Origin of the sequence: Heliomarina baculiformis (assembly GCF_019966545.1) — a bacterium.
In the GTDB taxonomy this organism is placed as follows: Bacteria; Pseudomonadota; Alphaproteobacteria; order Rhodobacterales; family Rhodobacteraceae; genus Heliomarina; species Heliomarina baculiformis.
In genome coordinates this window covers 75,649-97,258 of sequence record NZ_JAIMIC010000006.1, presented here as the reverse complement: position 1 = coordinate 97,258, position 21,610 = coordinate 75,649, and the positions used below count along the sequence as shown (strand labels likewise).

19 protein-coding genes are annotated in these 21,610 nt (G+C 60.3%); 17 read left to right on the top strand and 2 right to left on the bottom strand.

The window, feature by feature from the left end; all coding sequences use genetic code 11:
* Positions 1-88: 88 nt before the first annotated feature.
* The 5 genes from MF268_RS14845 (at position 89) to MF268_RS14825 (ending at position 5,232) form a co-directional block, all read left to right on the top strand.
* Positions 89-574 carry a class I SAM-dependent methyltransferase gene (locus MF268_RS14845; protein WP_238371649.1) on the top strand — a complete coding sequence of 162 codons (486 nt, stop codon included), beginning with the start codon at positions 89-91 and terminating at the stop codon, positions 572-574.
* Between the two features lie 134 nt (positions 575-708).
* A complete protein-coding gene (locus tag MF268_RS14840; protein WP_238371648.1) occupies positions 709-2,106 on the top strand; it encodes a bifunctional enoyl-CoA hydratase/phosphate acetyltransferase in 1,398 nt (465 codons plus the stop codon).
* A complete protein-coding gene (locus MF268_RS14835; protein ID WP_238371647.1) occupies positions 2,103-3,242 on the top strand; it encodes an acetate/propionate family kinase in 1,140 nt (379 codons plus the stop codon). The genes MF268_RS14840 and MF268_RS14835 overlap by 4 nt, the downstream gene beginning before the upstream one ends.
* Before the next feature lie 156 nt (positions 3,243-3,398).
* A complete protein-coding gene (locus tag MF268_RS14830; RefSeq protein ID WP_238371646.1) occupies positions 3,399-4,028 on the top strand; it encodes a glutathione S-transferase family protein in 630 nt (209 codons plus the stop codon).
* Positions 4,029-4,062: 34 nt separating this feature from the next.
* Positions 4,063-5,232, top strand: a complete 1,170-nt coding sequence (locus MF268_RS14825) for an acetyl-CoA C-acetyltransferase (protein ID WP_238371645.1) — start codon at positions 4,063-4,065, stop codon at positions 5,230-5,232.
* Between the two features lie 45 nt (positions 5,233-5,277).
* Here MF268_RS14825 and MF268_RS14820 read toward each other — a convergent pair whose 3' ends face one another.
* Together MF268_RS14820 and MF268_RS14815 are read right to left on the bottom strand one after the other, a co-directional pair.
* Positions 5,278-6,234 carry a zinc-binding metallopeptidase family protein gene (locus tag MF268_RS14820; protein ID WP_238371644.1) on the bottom strand — a complete coding sequence of 319 codons (957 nt, stop codon included), beginning with the start codon at positions 6,232-6,234 and terminating at the stop codon, positions 5,278-5,280.
* 126 nt (positions 6,235-6,360) lie between these two features.
* Entirely contained in the window at positions 6,361-6,792 is a 432-nt protein-coding gene (locus tag MF268_RS14815; protein ID WP_238371643.1) for a MarR family winged helix-turn-helix transcriptional regulator, read from the bottom strand.
* A 72-nt stretch (positions 6,793-6,864) separates the two neighbouring features.
* On the opposite strand from MF268_RS14815, the gene hmgA reads away from it, so the two are divergent.
* The 12 genes from hmgA to MF268_RS25245 all read left to right on the top strand — a co-directional run bounded on the left by hmgA (position 6,865) and on the right by MF268_RS25245 (position 21,549).
* On the top strand, positions 6,865-8,226 hold the full coding sequence (hmgA, locus tag MF268_RS14810; RefSeq protein WP_238371642.1) for a homogentisate 1,2-dioxygenase: 1,362 nt from the start codon (positions 6,865-6,867) through the stop codon (positions 8,224-8,226).
* 137 nt (positions 8,227-8,363) lie between these two features.
* Positions 8,364-9,623, top strand: a complete 1,260-nt coding sequence (gene fahA, locus MF268_RS14805) for a fumarylacetoacetase (RefSeq protein WP_238371641.1) — start codon at positions 8,364-8,366, stop codon at positions 9,621-9,623.
* Between the two features lie 83 nt (positions 9,624-9,706).
* Positions 9,707-10,657 carry an MBL fold metallo-hydrolase gene (locus MF268_RS14800; RefSeq protein ID WP_238371640.1) on the top strand — a complete coding sequence of 317 codons (951 nt, stop codon included), beginning with the start codon at positions 9,707-9,709 and terminating at the stop codon, positions 10,655-10,657.
* 96 nt (positions 10,658-10,753) lie between these two features.
* On the top strand, positions 10,754-12,376 hold the full coding sequence (locus MF268_RS14795) for an FAD-dependent oxidoreductase (protein WP_238371639.1): 1,623 nt from the start codon (positions 10,754-10,756) through the stop codon (positions 12,374-12,376).
* Complete coding sequence (locus MF268_RS14790) at positions 12,373-12,561, top strand: DUF2783 domain-containing protein (protein WP_238371638.1); 189 nt, start codon at positions 12,373-12,375, stop codon at positions 12,559-12,561. The genes MF268_RS14795 and MF268_RS14790 overlap by 4 nt, the downstream gene beginning before the upstream one ends.
* Positions 12,554-13,192, top strand: coding sequence for a maleylacetoacetate isomerase (gene maiA / locus MF268_RS14785; RefSeq protein ID WP_238371637.1), 639 nt, complete (start codon positions 12,554-12,556; stop codon positions 13,190-13,192). The genes MF268_RS14790 and maiA overlap by 8 nt, the downstream gene beginning before the upstream one ends.
* Positions 13,193-13,355: 163 nt before the next feature.
* Entirely contained in the window at positions 13,356-14,303 is a 948-nt protein-coding gene (locus MF268_RS14780; protein ID WP_238371636.1) for a cyclase family protein, read from the top strand.
* A 614-nt stretch (positions 14,304-14,917) separates the two neighbouring features.
* Positions 14,918-16,582: an ABC transporter substrate-binding protein gene (locus MF268_RS14775; protein WP_238371635.1), complete on the top strand. Its 1,665-nt coding sequence runs from the start codon at positions 14,918-14,920 to the stop codon at positions 16,580-16,582.
* Between the two features lie 131 nt (positions 16,583-16,713).
* On the top strand, positions 16,714-17,670 hold the full coding sequence (gene speB, locus MF268_RS14770; protein ID WP_238371634.1) for an agmatinase: 957 nt from the start codon (positions 16,714-16,716) through the stop codon (positions 17,668-17,670).
* A 103-nt stretch (positions 17,671-17,773) separates the two neighbouring features.
* Positions 17,774-18,109: a DOPA 4,5-dioxygenase family protein gene (locus MF268_RS14765; protein WP_238371633.1), complete on the top strand. Its 336-nt coding sequence runs from the start codon at positions 17,774-17,776 to the stop codon at positions 18,107-18,109.
* A gap of 12 nt (positions 18,110-18,121) precedes the next feature.
* Positions 18,122-18,703 carry a VOC family protein gene (locus MF268_RS14760; protein WP_238371632.1) on the top strand — a complete coding sequence of 194 codons (582 nt, stop codon included), beginning with the start codon at positions 18,122-18,124 and terminating at the stop codon, positions 18,701-18,703.
* 122 nt (positions 18,704-18,825) lie between these two features.
* Positions 18,826-21,549, top strand: a complete 2,724-nt coding sequence (locus MF268_RS25245; protein ID WP_273545048.1) for a benzoate-CoA ligase family protein — start codon at positions 18,826-18,828, stop codon at positions 21,547-21,549.
* Positions 21,550-21,610 lie beyond the last annotated feature (61 nt).

The following is a 21,610-nucleotide window of genomic DNA, read 5'->3' as shown; positions in this document are numbered from 1 at the left end:
TCGCCAAGCCTACACATCCTTTAATGTTTTTGGCATGACTTGCGGGCAGGCCGGGAATTTCGGCCGTCCTTACAGGAGTGACCATCGAATGAGCCGCCTTGACCTGTTTATCGACCGGATGGTGTCCCAGCGCGCCTGTCTCGACTACGCGATTGCCGAAACGGAGCTGATGTCCGGGCCGGTGTACGAACTTGGTCTTGGCAACGGTCGCACCTATCACCACATGCGTGAACGGATCAAAGGCCGCGACATCTATGTCTTCGAACGCGCAATCGCCTCGCACCCGGATTCCACCCCGCCGGAATCCCTCACGATCCTCGGGGACGTGCATGAAACGCTGCCTGCCACGCTTGAGCGGTTCGGCCCGGTCGCTAGCCTGATCCACGCCGATCTCGGCGGGCATAACCGCGCCAAGAACGATATCTTCGCGCGCGAGATTTCACCGCTTGTCGAGCCGCTGCTGGCCGAGGGCGGCCTGATGGTGTCGAGCGACCGGATGTATTTCGAGAATCTGACGGAATTGCCGCTGCCGACCGGCGCAGTCGAAGGCCGCTGCTTTGTCTACCGCCGGTAATTCCGCTTCTGACCTGTCCACGAGGTGACATACGAGCGGCATATAAGTTGTGTACGGATGCTGTACGGGTTGTGCACGGCCATTTTCGCCCCTTGCGCCAATCCGGCCAGAATTCGCAATAGGAACGCAGAGCAATGAACGAGCCAGCCAAACGGGCCATGAAGAACACCCCCTATGATGCGCTGAGCGTCGGCATGGAAGCGGAACAGACCCGCGTGCTCAAGGCAGAGGATCTTTACGTCTTTGCCAATTCCTCGGGCAACATGAACCCGATGAACCTGCCCCGGGTGGACGGCGACGGGGACGGCAAGCCCGAGGCCATCGCCCCGGCCATGTGGATGGCATCGCTGATATCAGCCGTGCTTGGCTGCGACCTCCCCGGGCCGGGCACGACCTATCACAGCCAGACCCTGCGTTTCGTCAATCAGGCCCATGCGGGGGATACGCTCAGGATCAAGGTGCGTCTGACTGCCAAGGGCGAAGGCAGGCTTGTCAGCTTCGATACCTTGGTCGAAACTGAAGACGGACGCCCCATCGTCGAGGGCGAGGCACAGGTGGTCGCGCCCGAGAGGCCGCTGGATTTCACGGCGCTTGATGTGCCGGGGCTGACGGTGCGCAGCCACAAGCATTTCGACCGGCTGCTGGAACTGGCCGCGCCGCTCGATCCGATCCCGACCGCCGTTGTCGCGCCGGAAGAACCCGATGCGCTGGCCGGAGCATTACTGGCGGCGGAGCACACGCTGATCACCCCGATCCTGATCGGTGATCCCGAAAAGATCGTCGCGGCTGGCGAGGCAGCGGGCATGAGCCTTGCGGGCTACCAGATCATCGATGTGCCCGATCACAAGGCGGCTGCGGAACGGGCGGTCGCACTCGTGCACGAAGGGCAGGCGGCTGCCCTGATGAAGGGCCATCTGCACACGGACGTCTTCCTTGGGGCCATCGTCAAGCGCGAGACGGGTTTGCGCACCTCGCGCCGGTTGAGCCATGTCTTTGTCATGGATGTGCCGGGGCTTGAGCATCTGCTGATGGTAACGGATGCGGCGATAAACATCTCTCCGGACCTGCAGGCCAAGGCGGATATCATCCAGAACGCGATCTATCTTGCCCATTCCATCGGCATCGACGAGCCGAAGGTCGGCGTGTTGTCGGCGGTGGAAAAGGTCAACCCGGCGATCCCATCGACGCTGGATGCGGCGATCCTGTCGAAAATGGCGGATCGCGGCCAGATCACCGGCGGTCTGGTGGACGGGCCGCTGGCCATGGACAACGCGATCAACCTCGGGGCCGCGATGACCAAGGGCATCAAGTCGCTCGTGGCGGGCCGGGCCGAAATCCTGATGGCGCCGAACATGGAAGCTGGCAATATGCTGGCCAAGGAACTGACCTATCTTGCCCATGCCCAGTCAGCCGGAATCGTGATGGGGGCCAGATGCCCGGTCATCCTGACCAGCCGGGCAGATGACGACAAATCGCGCTTGGCTTCCTGCGCGGTCGCAGCGCTCCACGCAGCGCGGAGTACTGTCGAATGAGTGCGATCCTGACGCTGAACGCTGGAAGTTCTTCGATCAAATTCTCGGTTTACCTGACCGGCGATGGTGATCCCGAATTGTTGCATGTCGGTCAGGTGGAAAATATCGGCGGCGCGGCGGAGCTGAAGCTGGCCGGTAATAAGCCTGTTTCAATCGATGCGACAGATCACGAAACGGCGGTGCAGGCCATCCTGACCATGGTCGAACCGTTATTGGAAGGTCGAAAAGTAGCCGGTGTCGGGCACAGGATCGTGCATGGCGGGCCGGATTTTGGCGAACCGGCACGGCTCGATCCCGCTACGATGGAGGCGCTGGAAAGACTGGTGCCTCTGGCCCCGCTGCATCAGCCGCATAATCTCTCGGCGGTTCTGGCTGCGCAGGTTGCCTTTCCGCATGCGGTTCAGATTGGGTGTTTCGATACGGCGTTTCATCGCAGGAAGCCTTTCGTGAACGATGCCTACGGTCTGCCTCTGCACTATTACGAACAGGGCGTCCGGCGTTACGGGTTTCATGGCCTGTCCTACAACTACATCGCCGGGGAGTTGCGCCGCGTTCATCCCGACCTTGCCAAAGGCCGGGTGGTGGTTGCCCATCTAGGTAACGGAGCGTCGCTTTGCGGTCTGCTGGACGGGCAAAGTATCGCCACGACAATGGGGTTCTCGGCGCTGGATGGCCTGGTGATGGGGACACGTCCCGGACAGCTCGATCCCGGTGTGATGCTTTACCTGATGGATCAAGGCATGTCGTCAGCGGAGCTGACCCGGCTGCTATATCACGATAGCGGGCTGAAAGGATTGTCAGGGATCGGCAATGACATGCGCGAACTTCTAGCGAGTGAAGCGCCGGAGGCTTCGCTGGCGCTTCACTATTACCTGGCGAGGCTCAGGCGTGAAATCGGGTCGATGGCCGCCGCGCTGGGCGGTCTCGATGGGCTGGTGTTCAGCGGTGGCGTCGGCGAAAACGCAACCGATATACGCGAGCGGGTTGTCGAGGGGCTCGGGTTTCTGGGACTTTCTCTCGATCAAACGGCAAACCGGCAGAGAGAAACGAGGATCGGTAACGGGACTGCCGAGATTCTTGTCATTCCGACCAACGAGGAACTGGTGATCGCGCGCTCGGTCGCGGATCATATCTGACGACGCCGCCAAATTTTCGAGGAAAATTTAACAAGAAAATTAAATTTTCTTGCCCCCCGGCTGATTGTGCCGCGCAATTTGCCTGTTAAGGTCAGGGCTTGGGAGAGTTCTGGTCCGAACGGGCATTGCCCGGTTCCGACGGTGGGAGAGGATTTCATGATATTTTACGACTGTAGCACGGCCCCGAGCCCGCGTCGGGCACGCATGTTCATTGCCGAGAAAGGTTTGACGATTGAAACCCGTGAAATCTCGATCGGCACGGGCGAACAGCTTTCGCCGGAGTTTCTGAAGATCAATCCGCGCGCCACGGTCCCCGTGCTCATAACCGAGAACGGCAGCGCGCTGACGGAAAACCTAGGGATCGCCGCCTATCTCGAAGCGCTTCACCCCGAGCCGCCTTTGATGGGTCGTAACCCCGAGGAGAAGGGGCAGGTGCTGATGTGGAACGCGGTTGCCGAGATACAGGGCGGCCAGCCCATCGCCGAAGCCCTGCGCAATGGCAACCCCCGGATGAAAGGCAGGGCGTTGACCGGTCAGGAAAATGTCGAGCAGATCCCCGAGCTGGCCGAACGGGGCATGAAACGGGCCAAGTCGTTTTTCAACATGCTCGAGAACCGGCTGCGCGAAAGCCCCTTCCTTGCGACCGATCACCTGACGCTGGCGGATATCACCGCCTTTGTCTTTGTGGAATTTGCGCGAGTCATCAAGCTGAGCATTCCGGAAGATTTCACCGCGACGCAGGCATGGCACGAGAACATCAAGTCGAGACCCAGCGCGCAGCTGTAAGCCGGCAGGGCCGATAAACAGGGAGGAGAAAACAATGGGAGAAGCATTTATCGTCGCCGCCACGCGCACGGCGGGCGGTCGGCGCGACGGTCGGGTCAGCGGCTGGCATCCGGTCGATTTGGCCGCTGCCGTGCTGGACGAAGTCGTTGCGCGCGCCGGTGTCGCGCCGGATGCGGTGGATGACGTGATCATGGGATGTGTCAGTCAGGCAGGCGAGCAGGGGCTGCATTTCGGGCGCAATGCGGTTCTCGCCTCGAACCTGCCGCGCTCGGTGCCGGCGGTAACCATCGACCGGCAGTGCGGGTCCTCGCAGCAATCTATCCATTTTGCCGCGCAGGCGGTCATGTCCGGGGTACAGGATGTCGTCATCGCTGCCGGTGCGGAATCCATGAGTCGCGTGGCCATGGGATCTACCGGTCGCTGGTCGAAACATCCGCAGCCGGGCAGCCCATCAAGCCCGGGTATCGACCGGAATTATCCGAAGACCATCTTTTCACAATTCACCGGCGCGGAGATGATCGCGGACAAATGGCAGCACAGCCGCGAGGATTTGGACGCTTTCGCGCTCAAAAGCCACCAGCGCGCGGCGGCGGCGGCCGATAGCGGCGCGTTTGACGATGAAATCCTGCCGCTCAAGATCCGCACTGAAGATGGCAGCGAGATGCACACGCGGGACGAGGGGATTCGTCCCGATGCCACGATGGAGAGCATCGGCGGCCTGCGCACATTGGTCGAGGGCGGCAAGATCACCGCCGGGAACGCCAGCCAGATCTGCGACGGCGCTGCGGCCGTGATGGTCGTGTCTGAACGCGCGCTCAAGGAACACGGTCTGACGCCGCTCGCGCGGATACACGAGCTGACGGTGACGGCGGGCGATCCGGTGGTGATGCTGGAGGAACCGCTCTTTGCCACGGACAAGGCGTTGAAACGGGCCGGAATGAAGATCGAAGACATTGATCTTTACGAGGTCAACGAAGCCTTCGCGCCGGTGCCGCTCGCATGGCTTCAGCACACGGGCGCGGACCCTGACAAGCTGAACGTCAACGGCGGGGCCATTGCGCTTGGCCATCCGCTGGGCGGATCAGGCGCAAAGCTGATGACCACGCTGGTTCATGCGCTGCGGGCGCGCGGCAAACGCTATGGTCTCCAGACGATGTGCGAAGGCGGCGGTATCGCCAACGTCACCATTATCGAGGCGCTTTGACATAAGGCAATGGGCGGGCCGGGTTCCGGCCTGCCCGTTGCCAATTCACCCCCGTCGCAGATGTGTGTGAACGAACCCAAGCTTGTCCCGTACCGCCGGTTTCAGGACAAACGGATAAAGATCGGCAAGATCCATCGCCCGGTTTATATGGTTGACCGCCAGCGATGTGTCGATGGCCCAGGTCAGGATACGCTCGAAATCATCGTCCGCATAAGTGTCATACCCGTCGGGCGGGCCTTCGGGCAGGGAAAGCCGCGTTGCCGCGACGCTGTCGAGCAGATCGACAAGGTGCAAAAGATGCGCCGTTGTCTCGGCCCAGTCCTCATGCGGATGCGCGCTCGCATAGCTGGTGATGTACTGCTCTCCCGCTTCTTTCGGCTGATCGTAGTGCCGTTTGAGCGCTTGGCCGTAGTCCTCGCGCTCATCACCGAACACCGCGCGGAAACGGTCGGGAAACCCGTCTTCCTCGCTTAGCCGCAGATGCAGGAAATGCGCCATCTCGTGCCGCATATGGCCGAGCATGGTCCGGTAAAGCTCGCCCAGCTTTTCCTGTCTTTCGCTCAAGGTCGCGTCGCTCGCTTCGGAAACGTTGATGGTGATGACCCCGTTTCCATGACCCATGATGACGTCGGCTTCGCCTTTTGCCGTGTTTTCCGACAGCAACTTGAAAACCGGGCGCGCGCCTTTGTCCGACGGCGTGAACCAGCCCCAGCGGGAAAGGTTGGCCAGCATCCAGCGCTTGGCTGTTTCCGTTTCCAGCCAAAGCCGAAGGTTTTCGGGGTGGTCGGTATCCGGCACGGTTTCCGTCATTGCGCAAGACCGGCAATAGCCATTGGTCTCGGCGATCCAGTTGCACGAGATCTCTTCGCGATTGGCACAGGCCTTACCATCGGCAAGCATGACCTGTCGGTCAGGATCGAAAAACACCTGCTGGCCGCAGGCGCACTGGGTGTTTCTGAAGTAGAGGTTTTGTCCGCATTCCGGACAGGCGAAAATCTGCATGTGTCATGCCCCCAAGGCCGGTCTGGCCAGCCATAATGAACCATTTACCCCGCTTTCGGTTCCTTCGGAGGTTGTATTTAATATGCCCTGCATCCGGTGCGGATGATATTTCGGTACTACCGGTCGCTACCCCGCCAGCCGGGCCAGCAATCGGCGCAGGGTTGCAACGTCTTCAGCATCGAAACCAGACACCAGTTTGGCGTCGTATTCCTGCGCCACGTCGCGCAGATCGCGATAAGCGGCCAACCCCGCCTGCGTCAGTTCAAGCCGCTCCGAGCGGCGGTCGTTTTCGTCCTTCTTTCGGGTGAGGAACCGGCGATCGGCCAGCTTTTGCACGGCGCGGCTGACCTTTGTCTTGTGAATACGGGCGCGTTCACCGATCTCCTTGGCGGTCATCTCGCCATAGCGGCCGAGGTGGAAAAGAACCCGCCATTCGGTCCGCAGCATGCCATATCGATTCTTGTAATGGCGCTGAAAGGCGATGCTGGACTCCTCTGCCGCCTGGTTCAGCATGTAGGGCAGGAAATATTGCAGGTCGAAGTCATCTTTTTCACTCATCAGGTCTTCTTGCCGGTTGTTAGTTACAAAATCAACTATTACCTCATGCCCAGAACAAGGGGAGGAGTTCATATGAATCGGCCCAGCAACCCGCATAATATGGTGCAGGCGGCGCAATCCGCTGGCACGACCGAAGGCTACATGCCCGGTTTCGGCAATGATTTCGAAACCGAAGCGCTGCCCGGCGCCCTGCCGCAGGGCCAGAACAGCCCGCAAAAGGTTAATTACGGTCTGTACGGCGAACAGCTTTCCGGCACGGCATTCACCGCGCCGAGCCATCAGAACGAACGTACCTGGTGTTATCGCATCCGCCCCTCGGTCAAACATTCGCACCGCTACGAACGCATCGATCTGCCCTATTGGAAATCGGCGCCGCATGTGGTCGAAAACGTCACCTCGCTGGGCCAATACCGATGGGACGCGGTGCCCCATGCCGGCGAAAGCCTGACATGGCTGACTGGGATGCGCACCATGACCACGGCGGGCGATGTGAACACGCAGGTCGGCATGGCAAGCCATATCTACCTCGTGAATACCTCGATGGAGGACGCCTATTTCTATTCCGCCGACAGTGAATTGCTGGTGGTCCCGCAGGAGGGACGCCTGCGCTTTGCAACCGAGCTTGGCATCATCGACCTTGAGCCCAAGGAAATCGCCATCCTGCCGCGCGGGCTGCTCTACCGTGTCGAAGTGCTCGAAGGACCAGCGCGCGGTTTCGTCTGCGAGAATTACGGCCAGAAGTTCGACCTGCCCGGCCGTGGCCCGATCGGCGCGAACTGCATGGCGAACCGGCGCGATTTCAAAACGCCCGTTGCCGCCTTTGAGGACCGCGAAACCCCCTCGACCGTGACGATCAAGTGGTGCGGCCAGTTCCATGAGACCAGGATCGGTCATTCGCCGCTGGATGTGGTGGCATGGCACGGCAATTACGCGCCGGTGAAATACGACCTGCGCAATTACTGCCCCATCGGGTCGATCCTGTTCGACCATCCCGATCCGTCGATCTTTACCGTACTGACGGCGCCCAGCGGGGTCGAAGGCACAGCAAATATCGATTTCGTGCTGTTCCGCGAACGCTGGATGGTGATGGAGGATACTTTCCGCCCGCCCTGGTACCACAAGAACGTCATGTCCGAACTGATGGGCAATATCTATGGCCAGTACGATGCGAAACCGCAGGGCTTCGTCCCGGGCGGCATGAGCCTACACAACATGATGCTGCCGCACGGGCCCGACAAGGAGGCCTTTGAAAAGGCGTCCAACGCCAATCTCGGCCCCGACAAGCTGGATCAGACCATGTCATTCATGTTCGAAACCCGGTTCCCGCAGCACCTGACCCGCTTCGCCGCCGAGGAAGCGCCGCTGCAGGACGATTACATCGACTGCTGGAGCGATATCGAAAAGAAATTCGACGGGACACCCGGCAAGAAATGAACACTGCTCTGCTCGACCTGATCTTCTGGATCGTCATCTTCGCTGCGCTTTTCGTCGGTATCCGCTGGTTGCAGAGACGCAACCGCGACAAGGACTGATCGCGCCCGCCGCTCCGGCCCAAATCAAAAAGGACCACCATGCCCCTCAAGAAAAGCTGGATCGACAGCGCAAATGACCCGGCGCATCCGTTTCCTCTGAACAACCTGCCCTACGGAGTATTCTCCATCGGCGAGGATGAACCCCGCTGCGGCGTCGCCATCGGCGACATGATCCTCGACATGGCGGCGGCCGAGGAAACCGGTCTGATCGCGTTGGCCGATTATCCGCTGTTCGATGTCCCTTTCTGGAACGACCTGATGGCCGAAGGTCCCGCCGTCTGGGCCGCCCTGCGCGCGCGGCTGACCGACCTGCTGGCCGACGGCGCGGATGAGCGGGAAGCGGTCGAGGAACTGCTTGTCCCGATGGCGGATGCCACCCTGCACATGCCTTTCATGGTATCGGAATACACCGATTTCTACGCAGGCAAGCATCACGCCACCAATATCGGCACGATGTTCCGGGGCGCGGAAAACGCGCTGCCCCCCAACTGGCTGCACATCCCAATCGGCTATAACGGGCGCGCCTCCTCGGTCTATGTCAGCGGCACCGAGATCCGCCGCCCCTGGGGCCAGCTCAAGGGCCCGGATGACGACAAGCCCCGGTTCGCCCCCTGCGCCCGCTTCGATCTGGAACTGGAAATGGGGGCCATTGTCGGCACCGACAGCACCGGCCCGATAACTGTGCAGGAGGCCGATGACAATATCTTCGGCTACGTGCTGCTGAACGACTGGTCTGCTCGCGATATCCAGGCTTGGGAATATCAACCGCTCGGTCCCTTCCAGGCCAAGGCGACGGCCACCACCATCAGCCCGTGGATCGTGACCAAACCGGCGCTCGAACCCTTCCGTACGGATACGCCTGAGCGTGAAGTGGAACTGCTTGACCACCTCAAGGATTGCGGTCCGATGCTCTATGACATCGAACTCGAAGTCGCCCTCGCACCCGAAGGCAAATCCGAAACCACCATCATCGCGCGCACGAACTACAAGGAAATGTACTACTCCTCGGCCCAGCAGCTCGCGCATCACAGCACGGCGGGCAGCCCGATGTATGTCGGCGACCTGCTCGGCTCGGGTACCATCTCCGGCCCCGGCAAGACCGAACGCGGCTCGCTCATCGAACTGAGCTGGGGCGGCAAGGAACCCGTCACCCTCGACACCGGAGAGACCCGCAGCTTCCTTGAAGACAATGATACGCTGACCCTGCGCGGCGCCGCCCGTGGCGATGGCTACACGATTGGCTTCGGCGACTGCACCGGCAAACTCCTTCCGGCGCTCGACGATCCGTATAAACGCTGACCCCTTCTTTGGGTTCTTAAAATATCCCCGCCGGAGGCTCCCGAACCTGCCCCGGGCGCGACACTGAAAAGAAAGGCACCACCATGGCCAAGGCATTCGCTTCTCAGGGCGACATGAGCGAAAAGAACATCTCCTTCACCGAAGTGGGCGAGGGTCTCTGGGCCTTTACCGCCGAGGGAGATCCCAATTCCGGCGTGATCATCGGTGATGACAGCGTCATGATCGTCGAGGCGCAGGCGACCCCGCGCCTTGCCAACAAGGTGATCGAAAAGGTGCGTGAAGTCACCGACAAGCCGATCACCCATGTGGTGATGACCCATTACCATGCGGTCCGGGTCCTGGGCTGCTCCGCCTTCAACGCGCAAACCGTGATCATGGGCGAAAAAGCCCGGTCGATGGTGGCAGAGCGTGGTCAGGAGGACTGGGACAGCGAATTCCAGCGCTTCCCGCGCCTGTTCGAAGGCCATGAAAGCATCCCTGGCCTGACATGGCCGACGACCACCTTCAACGACCGCATGACCGTCTACCTCGGCAAGCGCCGGGTCGATCTGATGCACTTAGGCCGCGCGCATACCGCGGGCGATATCGTCGCCTATGTGCCGGATGCCAATACCATGTTCACCGGTGACATCGTCGAATACCACTCGGCCTGCTATTGCGGCGACGGGCATTTTCATGACTGGCCCAAGACGCTGAACAACATCCGCAATTTCGATCTCGACGCGATCGCGCCTGGGCGTGGCGATGCACTTGTCGGTCGCGACATGGTCAATGCGGCGCTCGATTCCACCGAGGATTTCGTGCGTTCCACCTATCGCCCGGCGGCACGTGTCGCGCTCAAGGGCGGCACGCTGAAAGAGGCATGGGACGCGGTGCGCGCCGAGTGTGATCCCAAGTTCAAGGATTACGCGATCTACGAGCATTGCCTGCCGTTTAACGTGGCCCGCGCCTATGACGAGGCGCTGGATATCGACACGCCGCGCATCTGGACCGCGCAGCGCGACGTCGAAATGTGGGAGGCCCTTCAGGGCTGATCTAAAACACGGCCCGGCAGATCGACTGCCGGGCCGCCTATTCATGCGGCGTCGGGGAGTTGGTGCGCCGCAATGGGATCAAGGGGAGGAGTTCCGATGGCCGGATACAAGTATGAGCCGTTCGACTACGTAAAGCCGCCAGAGCTTTCCGGCGCGGCGCCGGCTCTCTATCCGGTCGCAATCATTGGGGCCGGGCCCATCGGACTGGCGCTTGCCATCGACCTTGCCCAGCGCGGCATCAAGAGCGTGGTTCTGGACGACAACAACGTCGTGTCCGTCGGCAGCCGCGCCATCTGCTGGGCCAAGCGAACGCTGGAAATCTTCAACCGGCTCGGGGTCGGTGAACGGATGCTGGAAAAGGGCGTGACCTGGAAGATCGGGCGTAATTTCCACGGCGATCAGGAAATCTACAATTTCGACCTGCTGCCCGAGGATGGCCATAAGTACCCAGCCTTTATCAATCTCCAGCAATACTACGTCGAGCAGTATCTCGTCGAACGCGCCCGCGACTTCCCCGAGTTGATCGAGCTTCGTTTCAAGAACAGGGTGACCGGCCACAAGGATCACGGCGACCACGTGACATTGACCGTTGAAACGCCCGACGGCACCTATGAAATGGTCGCAGAATATTACATCGCCTGCGACGGGGCCAATTCCGCGACACGCGAACGCATGGGTCTGGATTTCACCGGCCAGACTTTTCAGGAACAGTTCCTGATCGCGGATATCGAAATGGAAGACAGTCCCTTTGGCGAAAATGCGGTGCCGGAACGCTGGTTCTGGTTCGACCCGCCCTTTCACGAAGGCAAGTCCGCCCTGCTGCATGCCCAGCCGGACAATATCTACCGGATCGACCTGCAACTGGATGTCGATGCCGATGGCAAAGCGGAATCCGCGCCGGAAAAAGTAATGCCCCGGATCAAGGCCATCGTCGGGGACAAGCCCTTCCGGCTCGACTGGGTAAGCGTCTACAAGTTCCGCTGTATCAAGCTCGACCGGTTCGTGCATAACCGCGTGATCTTTGTCGGAGACAGCGCCCATGTGGTCAGCCCCTTCGGCGCGCGGGGGGGCAATGGCGGCATTCAGGATGTCGACAATATCGGCTGGAAACTGGCGGCGGTGCTGAAAAGCGAGGCACCCGCAGAGTTGATCGAGACCTATCACGAGGAACGCAGCCATGGCTCGGCCGAGAACATCCTCAACTCAAGTCGCGCCACGAATTTCATGACGCCGAAGACCCCGGTTGAGGCCCTGTTCCGCGCCGAAGTGCTGAAGCTTGCCCATGACCAGCCATTCGCACGACGGCTGGTGAATTCGGGCCGCCTGTCTCAGCCCTGTTCGCTGGCGGGGATGCGGTTGCAAAGCCCGGGTGTCGCGCCTCTGGAACCGGGGCAGCCCCTGCTGGATGCGCCGCTCGACGGTGCCGAAGGTCCCACCTGGCTGCTCGACGTGGTGCCACCGCAATTCTGCCTGATCGGTTTTGGCGAGGTCGATCTGCCCGACGTTCCAGGCGTGGCCCGTATCGGCATTAACACGATCCGCGAATATCCCTGTTTCAACTCGCGCGATGGTTTTGCCACCAAACGTTACGGGCAGCAGGGCGTCTACCTGATACGTCCAGACGGTCACGTCTGTGCGGTCTTCAGCGAACCCGACCGGCATGACGTTGAACGCGCCTGCGCCCGGGCGCAGGGCAAAATGATGGAGCAGGCGGCATGAGCGACAATCTCGGTCTATATCAGGACGATTTCTACAATGCCCTGATGGATGCCCACGCGGGACTGAGCGAGTCGGCGAGCCACGCGCTGAACGCCCGGCTGGTGCTCATGCTAGCCAACCGCGTCGGTGACATCGAAACCCTGAAGGACATTCTGGAAAAAGCGCGGGAATACAACGATGAGTGACGTGGTTCTCTTCGATTTCTGGCGCTCGTCGGCCAGCTATCGTCTGCGCATCGCTTTGAACCTCGCCGGTATCACTTACAAATCGGTCCCCGTGGACCTGCCGACAAAGCAGCACAAGACGCCCGAACATCTGGAACGGAACCCGCAGGGATTCGTGCCGGTTCTCGACATTGATGGTCTGCGGATGACGCAATCGCTGGCGATTCTCGACTATCTGGACCAGACACGCGGCCTTGGTCTGCTGCCGCAGGAGCCTGCTGCACGTGCGAAAGCGACGGCGCTGGCCCATGCCATTGCTGTCGATATCCACCCCGTCTGCAATCTTCAGGTCGCCGCCTATGCGGTGGAAATCACCGGCCGTGAAGAGGCCCGCGCCGATTGGATGAAACGGTTCATCCGGCCCGGGATGGTGGCATTCGAAAAGCTGCTCGAAGGGTTTGAGCAAAACCCCTATTGCTGCGGAAACCAGCCGGGACTCTCCGATATCTGCCTGATGCCGCAGGTCTATAACGCCAACCGCTGGGGCGCGGAGATCGACGATCTGCCACGGGTAAGCGCGGTCGCCAAGGCCTGTGCCGAGCACCCGGCCTTTGCAGCTGCGCATCCCGATAAATGGCAACCCAAGGCCTGAGCTGACCGCTCGCTGCGCCGCAGCGCAAAAGGCAAGCTCTTGCGGTACTTTAAGGGGGCCGCCTCAAAAAGCTTGCCAGATCACGAATGTGTGTGAAACTCGGATCGCTTTCTGGTTGTGGAAATTCATTCTGCACCCAGTGACATATCTGGGAGGATACACATTGAAACTAAGGTACTTGGCAAGCGTCGCTTGCGTCGTTGGCTTGACTGCGGGGATGGTCAGCGCGCAGGACTGTGAAGAGTCGAAATGGGGGGCGGAGGATACCGCTGGGTCTGCAAACCTTGTCAGCCCCGAGCGGACACTCGAAGCCGCAAAGCTGATCAAGCAGGGCAAGTCCATGCCGCTTGGCATCGTCATCGATGCAGAGACACCGGCATTCTCGCCCCGGTCGCTGAACCTACAGGTGGTGCAGCCCAACCAGCAGGGTGGCCAAAAGCTGAGCCAGTTCGGCTACCCCGGCAATTACAACGACGATATCCTGCAAACCTGGGTCGGGATCGGCAGCCAGATCGACGGGCTAGGGCATCTGGGCGAAAAGGGTTACTATTACAACTGTCTGGACGAAAAAGAGATTTCGGTCATCACAGGTCTGACCAAGCTTGGCGTTCATGACATTCCGCCCCTTGTCGGGCGCGGTGTCATCATCGACATGGCAAGCCATGCGGGCAAGGACGTGATGGACGCAGGCGAAAACTTTGGGGAGGCCGAGATTAAGGCCGCAGCCGAAGCGCAGGGGGTGGAGATTCGCGAAGGCGACGTGGTCCTGTTCCACACCGGCTGGACCGAGGGGAAGCTGGAAAGCGAGCCCGAGGCATGGGTCTCGGGCGAGCCGGGTATCAACGTGGAAGGGGCGCGCTATATCGCGTCGTTGAACCCGATGGCGGTCGGAGCCGATACTTGGGGGCTGGAGCCGATCCCGCCAGCCGATGGGGATGGGGCGTTTTACGGCCATGTGGTGTTCCTCAAGGAGAACGGCATCTACATCCTCGAGACGATGAATACCGGTCCGCTGCTGCGCGAGGGCGTGAACGAGTTCATGTTCGTGCTCGGACAGGCGAGGATCCGGGGAACGGTGCAGATGATCATCAACCCGGTTGCTCTTTACTGACGGGTTTCGGATCGCTGCGCGATCCGACAGGGGGGGCGGGGGCTTCGCCCCGGCCCCTGCTTTAGCTACGGTGGCTTACCAGCGTTTCAGCCCGGTTTTTGACTGGCTGGGTGACAGAAAATCGGTTGGAAACATAGGAAAGCCCGACGCCCGGTTCGGCGGCGAGATTGCCAGGAAAAGCGGCAGCGAACGCTGAACCTCAAAATTACCGCCGGGCGGCGATCACCCGGCTGCTCGAATCCGCATCACGATAACGACCGGTTTGATCCACCCGAAGTTGTGATGCTGTATAGCTGCTTTCGGCGCCACCTGACATGAACGTGGTGAGCAAAGGATAGGAATTCCTGTCGGAGTCCGATCTGGTACATGACATGTCGTTGACGTGCATGCCCTTTCCCCTCTGCAGGGTCTGATCGGATTGGATGACCAGCCACAACAGGGAATGACAATTCAGGGAATTGCGCGGACCCGACTGGCCATCCGGGCTTTGCCACCGAACCAACTGACCGGACCCTATGCTTGACATCCATGACATGGTCCCGACAACTATTTGAATTATAAACAAGGAGGGCACGACCCTCCAAACAAGAAACGAACCAACCGAGAGGAAGAAGATGACATTTTTTACGCGAACCGGCAGACCGCTGCCAAAGTCGATTACGGAATCGGCGGGCAAGGTCGGCAATGATCCGGTCAATCGCCGGGAATTCCTGGCTCTGGCCAGCGCCTTCGGTGCCACGACTGCAACGGCTTACTCGATGCTTGGCATGGCCGCGCCAGCCTATGCTGAGAGCCACGCCCAGATGGGCGGCACTGTCCGCATCCAGCAGGAAGTGCGCGCCCTCAAGGATCCGCGCACCTATGACTGGAGCCAGATCGCCAACTTCTCGAACGGCTGGCTGGAATATCTTGTCGCCTGGGAGAACGATGGCACCTTTACACCGGTTCTTCTGGAGAGCTGGGAAATCAACGACGACGCGACCGAGTACACGCTGAACGTCCGTCAGGGCGTCAAATGGAACAATGGCGACGATTTCACCGCCGAAGACGTTGCACGCAACATCGCCGGCTGGTGCGAAAAGGGGCTGGAAGGCAACTCCATGGCCGGTCGTTTCGCCGTTTTGATCGACGACGAGACCGGTGAAGCGCTTGAGGACGCAATTGAAGTCGTCGACGACCACACCGTGAAACTGCACCTGCCGCGTCCCGATATCACGCTGATCGCAGGCATGGCCGACTATCCGGCTTCTATCGTGCACTCCAGCTTCAGCGCCGACTCGATGCTCGAAAACCCGATCGGTACCGGGCCCTACCTGCCGGAATCGCTCGAAGTGGGCGTCAAAGGCGTGCTGGTGCGTAACGAGGACCACACCTGGTGGAACGAGGGTAACGGCGCGTGGATGGACCGGGTCGAGTTCATCGACTACGGCACCGATCCCTCGGCATGGGTTGCGGCGGCGGAATCCGACGAGATCGACATGCTCTACTCGGTGGATGGCGATTACATCGACATCATCGGTTCCTTCGACGGTTGGGCGCAGCACGAGATCGTAACCGCCGCCACAGTTGTTGTCCGTCCGAACCAGATGGCCGAAGTCGATGGCATGAAGCCCTATGCGGACCTCAAGGTGCGCAAGGCGATCCAACTGGCAACCGACAACAGCGTCCTGCTTGAACTGGGTTACGGTGGTCGCGGGCAGGTGGCTGAAAACCACCACGTTGGCCCCATGCACCCGGAGTATGCCGAACTTCCGCCGCTCGAGCATGATCCGGAAGCCGCGCTGGAACTGCTGAAAGAGGCCGGTATGGCCGATTTCGAAATGGACATCGTTTCCATCGACGACGGTTACCGCAAGGACACCACCGACGCCGTTGCCGCGCAGCTGCGCGACGCCGGTTTCAACGTCAAGCGGACGGTTCTGCCCGGGTCGACCTTTTGGAACGACTGGACCAAGTATCCGTTCAGCTGCACCAACTGGAACGCCCGTCCGCTGGGCGTGCAGATCTGGGCGCTGGCCTACAAGTCGGGCGAGGCATGGAACGAATTCGGCTATAACAACCCCGAATTCGACGCGGTGCTGGAAAAGGCGCTGGCTACGGCCGACGTCGATGCCCGCCGCGAGCTGATGGCGAAGGGCGAAAAGATGCTGCAGGACGATGGCGTGACAATCCAGCCCTACTGGCGGTCGCTCTACAACCACACCAAGGACAATCTCGAAGGCGGGAACCACCATATCTCCTTCGTGATCCAGCCGTCCAAGCTGCGCTGGGTCTCCTGAACCGGACTGAATTGATCGAAAGGGCTGCCTTCGGGCGGCCCTTTCTTTTTGCCTTATGGTTATCTGGGGCAGGTGCTTGAAATCCGGGGCAAACCCGGGAACGATCAGGTCGCGGCAACTGGGAGAGAAGAATGGCAGGGCACGGCTATCAGGGCGGGCGGCTGAATCTGCCTTTCGTCGGAATCTGTACCTTCGGGAAATACCCTTACGTGTCCGATTGGGATGCGATCAGAGCCGATGTGGCGGTGATGGGCGCGCCCTTCGATGCCGGTACGCAATGGCGCTCGGGTGCGCGCATGGGGCCGCGCGGCGTGCGCGAGGCCTCGACGCTTTTCGCTTTTGGCCATGCCGGGGCCTACGATTTCGAGGATGACATCACCTATCTCGACCCGGCCAAGGTGAGCGTCGTCGATATCGGCGACGCCGATATCATCCACACGGATACAGAACAGAGCCACGCCAATATCGAATTCGGCGTGCGCAAGATGCTTGCCGCCGGTGCTCTCCCGGTTGTGATCGGTGGGGATCATTCGATCAATATCCCCTGCATCAATGCTTTTGACGATCAGGACCCGATCCATATCGTCCAGATCGACGCACATCTCGATTTCGTCGATGAACGCCACGGGGTCCGGTTCGGGCATGGCAACCCGATGCGTCGAGCGATTGAAAAATCCTATGTGACCGGGCTGACCCAGATCGGCATCCGCAACGTCTCTTCGACCGCGCGCGAAGGTTATATCGAGGCGCGCGCGATGGGCTCGGATATCCAGTCCGTTCGCCACCTGCGCCAGATGGGTGTGGCGGCGATGGTTGATCGTATCCCTGCCGACGCAAGGATCTACCTGACACTCGATATCGACGCGTTCGACCCTTCTATCGCGCCGGGCACGGGAACGCCCAGCCATGGCGGTTTCCTCTATTACGAGGTGCTGGAGCTGATCGACGCGATTGCGCGGCGCAATCCGGTGGTCGGGATCGATCTTGTCGAAGTGGCCCCCGATTACGATCTGACCGGCGGGACCAGTATCCTCGCCGCGCAGATTCTGCTGAACACCATCGGGCGGGTCCTGCATCATCGCGTATAGGCGCACAGGGTTTGTGCCACCTGCCGCGTTTCCCTAGCGCGACGGTAACGCCATATTCGACCAAAGGATCAATCCGCGACCGGTCAGTCAGAAGGAGGAGGAAATGAACAAGGACATCCACGGCTTTCACGCCCATGTCTATTATGACGCCGACACCATCGATATTGCCCGCGAGGTTTGCGAGGCGGCCCGCGACGAACTGCCTGTTGAAATGGGACGAATGCACGAAAAACCCGTCGGACCTCATCCGGCGTGGAGCTGCCAGCTTGCGTTCGGGCCAGAGGCATTTGCCGACGTGGTGACCTGGCTGGCGATGAACCGGCGCGGGCTGACGGTTTTCACCCATCTCGAAACCGGGGACGAACTGGTCGATCACCGCGACCACGCGATCTGGATGGGGTCCATGCCGGCGCTCAAGCTGGACATGTTCGAAAAGTAAGCGGAGGAAAGAATGAGAAAGATACAGGTTCAAGGCGTGCACCACATCACGCTGACCGGCGCGGATCGCCAGACGTCCATCGATTTCTGGGAGGGGTTGCTGGGCATGCCTTTCGTTTTCGATCAGCCCAATCTGGACAACCCGAAAGAGGGCCATCTCTATTTTGATCCAGGCGACGGGCGGCTCATCACGATCTTTACCAATGAATCGCGCCGACCCGACCCGCGCCGCACCCCGACCGAACCGGGCTGTGTTCATCACCTTGCGTTCAACGTCAGCAAGGCGGTGCATTCGCAGGTCATCGAGCGGTTGGATGAACGGGGGATCAAGCATTCCGGGATCAAGGACCGGGGCTTCATGGATTCGATCTATTTCAAGGACCCAATGGGGCTCTTGATCGAACTGGCCTGCTACCGGTTCGAGCCGCCGGAAGGCTGCCGCCATGCCGACGTGATGATCGAGGCGCACCGAATCCGGGTCGAACGCGGCGATAACCATATTCAGGAAGTGCATCTGGCCGATGCGATCCAGCTTTTGGTCGAACGCAGCCAGCAGACGCTGTCGCAAAACCGGGCGCCGCAAAACCCGTATTAACGGCCCGCCAGCCGCTGTGACGCGGCTGGCACTATTTTTCCCAATGTGAAAAATATTGCACAATATAGAAAGTATAGTTACTGTTATTGGAAGGAGCAGGACGCGATTCCCGGGGGAGGGGCATGGCGACAATTTCGACAATCGACATTCTTGGTGGGGGACCGGCCGGTCTTTATACGGCGATCCTTTTGCGACGCGCTTTGCCGGATGTCGCGGTGCGCGTGACCGAGGCGAACCCTCGCGATGTGACATGGGGGTTCGGCGTCGTTTTTTCCGATCAAGCGCTGGATTTCCTGAACGCGGATGATCCGGAAACCCATGATCTGATCGCCCCGGAAATGGAGCGCTGGCGCAACATGACGCTGAACCACCCGCAGGGCACCGTGGTGCTCGACGGGATCGGGTTCTCGGCCATTGGTCGCCTTCATCTCTTGCAGATCCTTCAGGCCCGGGCAGAAGCCCTTGGTGCCGAATTGCGGTTCGATCATCCGCTGACCGATCTGAATGACCTGACCGGCGATCTGGTCATCGGGGCGGACGGGCTGAACTCTCTCATCCGCAACGCCGATCCAGAGGCATTCGGCACGTCGATCTCCTATATGGAAAACCGTTTTGCCTGGTTCGGCGCGCGGCGTCCCTTTGAAACGCTCACCCAGACCTTCCGTGGCACCGACAAGGGTGCGATGAACGCGCATCATTATCGGTTCACCCCGGATATGAGCACCTTTATCGTCGAATGCGACAAGGATACCTTCTTTGGCGAAGGCTTCGACCAGATGGACGAGGTCGCGACCGCCAGCCGCTGCGAGGAGGTCTTTGCCGATGTGCTCGACGGTGCCCCGCTGGTGGCGAACCGGTCGATCTGGCGTCAGTTCCCCAAGCTCTGGTGCGAAAATTGGTATTCCGGAAACCGGGTGCTGCTGGGCGATGCGGTCCACACGGCGCATTTCTCCATCGGCTCCGGCACGCGTCTTGCGATGGAAGACGCCATCGCGCTTGTCGCCGCACTGAAGGACAGCCGCGACCCTGCCCTCGCGCTGCCCGCCTATCAGACGGCACGCCAGCCGATTGCGAAAAAAATCGTCGATGCGGCTAATACGTCCAGTGCATGGTACGAAGATTTCGCGTCCAAGATGGACAAGCCGCCGCTCGATTTCGCCTTTGACTATGTGACTCGCTCGGGCCGGATCGACATGGACCGGCTGCGCAAGCTGTCGCCGGAATTCATGGCCGAATACGAGGCCTACAAGAACCCAGAGGTTACCGACCCCGTGGGCGATACGCCCGGTGGCCGCGATATCGGTTTCGATCATGCCGCGCAAAAGAACTGCAGTGCGATCCTTTGGGACAACCTGCCGGACAACGCGGACAAGGCTGCGGTGATTGGCCCGGCCGGTACGCTGAGTTATGGCGAACTCTGTGCAAAGGCCGCACGCTGGGGCAATGCGCTGAAAGCAACCGGCCTGCGGAAAGGCGACCGCATTGCGCTTTTCATGGATGACACGCCCGAGTATCCGGCGGCTTTCTTCGGCGCGGTGCGCGCCGGTTTCGTGCCGGTCCTGCTCAATACGCTCACCACGCCCGACCTTCTGAACTTCTATCTCGCCGATACCGGGGCCGAGGTCGCGATCTGCGATGCGGAATTCGCTGAACGTTTCAGCGCCGATGTCACCAAGGGCACCCGTTTGCGCAAAACGGTCGTGGTCAACGGTGCCGGGCTCGCCGGTCAGACGACGGCAGAGGATTTCCTGCTAGATCAGTCTGAGACGCTTGGTTGCGCCGATACCGGGCCGGATGACATGGCTTTCTGGATGTATTCCTCGGGCAGCACCGGGCGGCCCAAGGGGATCGTGCACCTGCATCACGACATGGCCTATAGCCAGGAAAGTTTCGGGGCACATACGCTAAAGCTGAACGCCGATGACATCTGCTTTTCCGTGCCCAAGATGTTCTTTGCCTACGGATTCGGCAACTCGGTGACCTTTCCCTTTGCGGCTGGCGCTACAACCCTGCTGATGCCCGGCCGTCCCGACCCGGCGCGTATCCTCGAATTGATCGAGACCTACCGCCCCACGGTGTTCTTCGGACTGCCCACGCTTTACACGGCGCTATGCCGGAATGAGACAGCCAGGCAGCGCGATCTTTCCTCGCTGCGCCAGTGCATGTCGGCGGCGGAAATCCTGTCCGAGGACGTGTTCAACCAGTGGAAATCCCTAACCGGGCTGGCGCCGATCGAGGGGCTGGGTTCAACAGAGATGCTGCATGTCTACCTCTCGAACACCATCGAAGAACAACGGCTGGGCGCGGCGGGCAAGGCGGTGCCGGGTTATGAGATCAAGCTCTGCGATGCAGAGGGCAAACCGGTTGCGACCGGCGAGGATGGCATCATGTACGTGCGCGGGCATTCCTCGGCGCCATGCTACTGGAACCGGCCCGACAAGACGGCGGACACGATGCGCGACGACTGGATCTATACCGGCGACAGGTTCATCGAAGAGGACGGATTCTATTATTTCCAAGGCCGCGCCGACGACCTCGTAAAGGTCTCGGGGCAATGGGTCTGGCCACTTGAGGTTGAGCGTTGCCTGAACGAACACCCTGCGGTTCATGAATCCGCTGTGATCGCTCATGAAATGGGCGACCGCCGCACAACGCTCAGCGCGATGGTGGCCTTGCGGAAAGACACGCCTGAATGTGCGGATCTCACCCGTGATCTTCAGGATTTCGTGAAGAAGTCACTGCTTCCCCACAAATATCCCAGACACATCCTGTTCGCAGCCGATCTGCCGAAAACCGGAACCGGGAAGATCGACAGGCAAACCATTCTCAATTTGCTTAAAGCTTAAAGTATCATGTTGCTACATCATAGCGGATATGCACAAATGCACGGGAAGACCTCGAAAAACG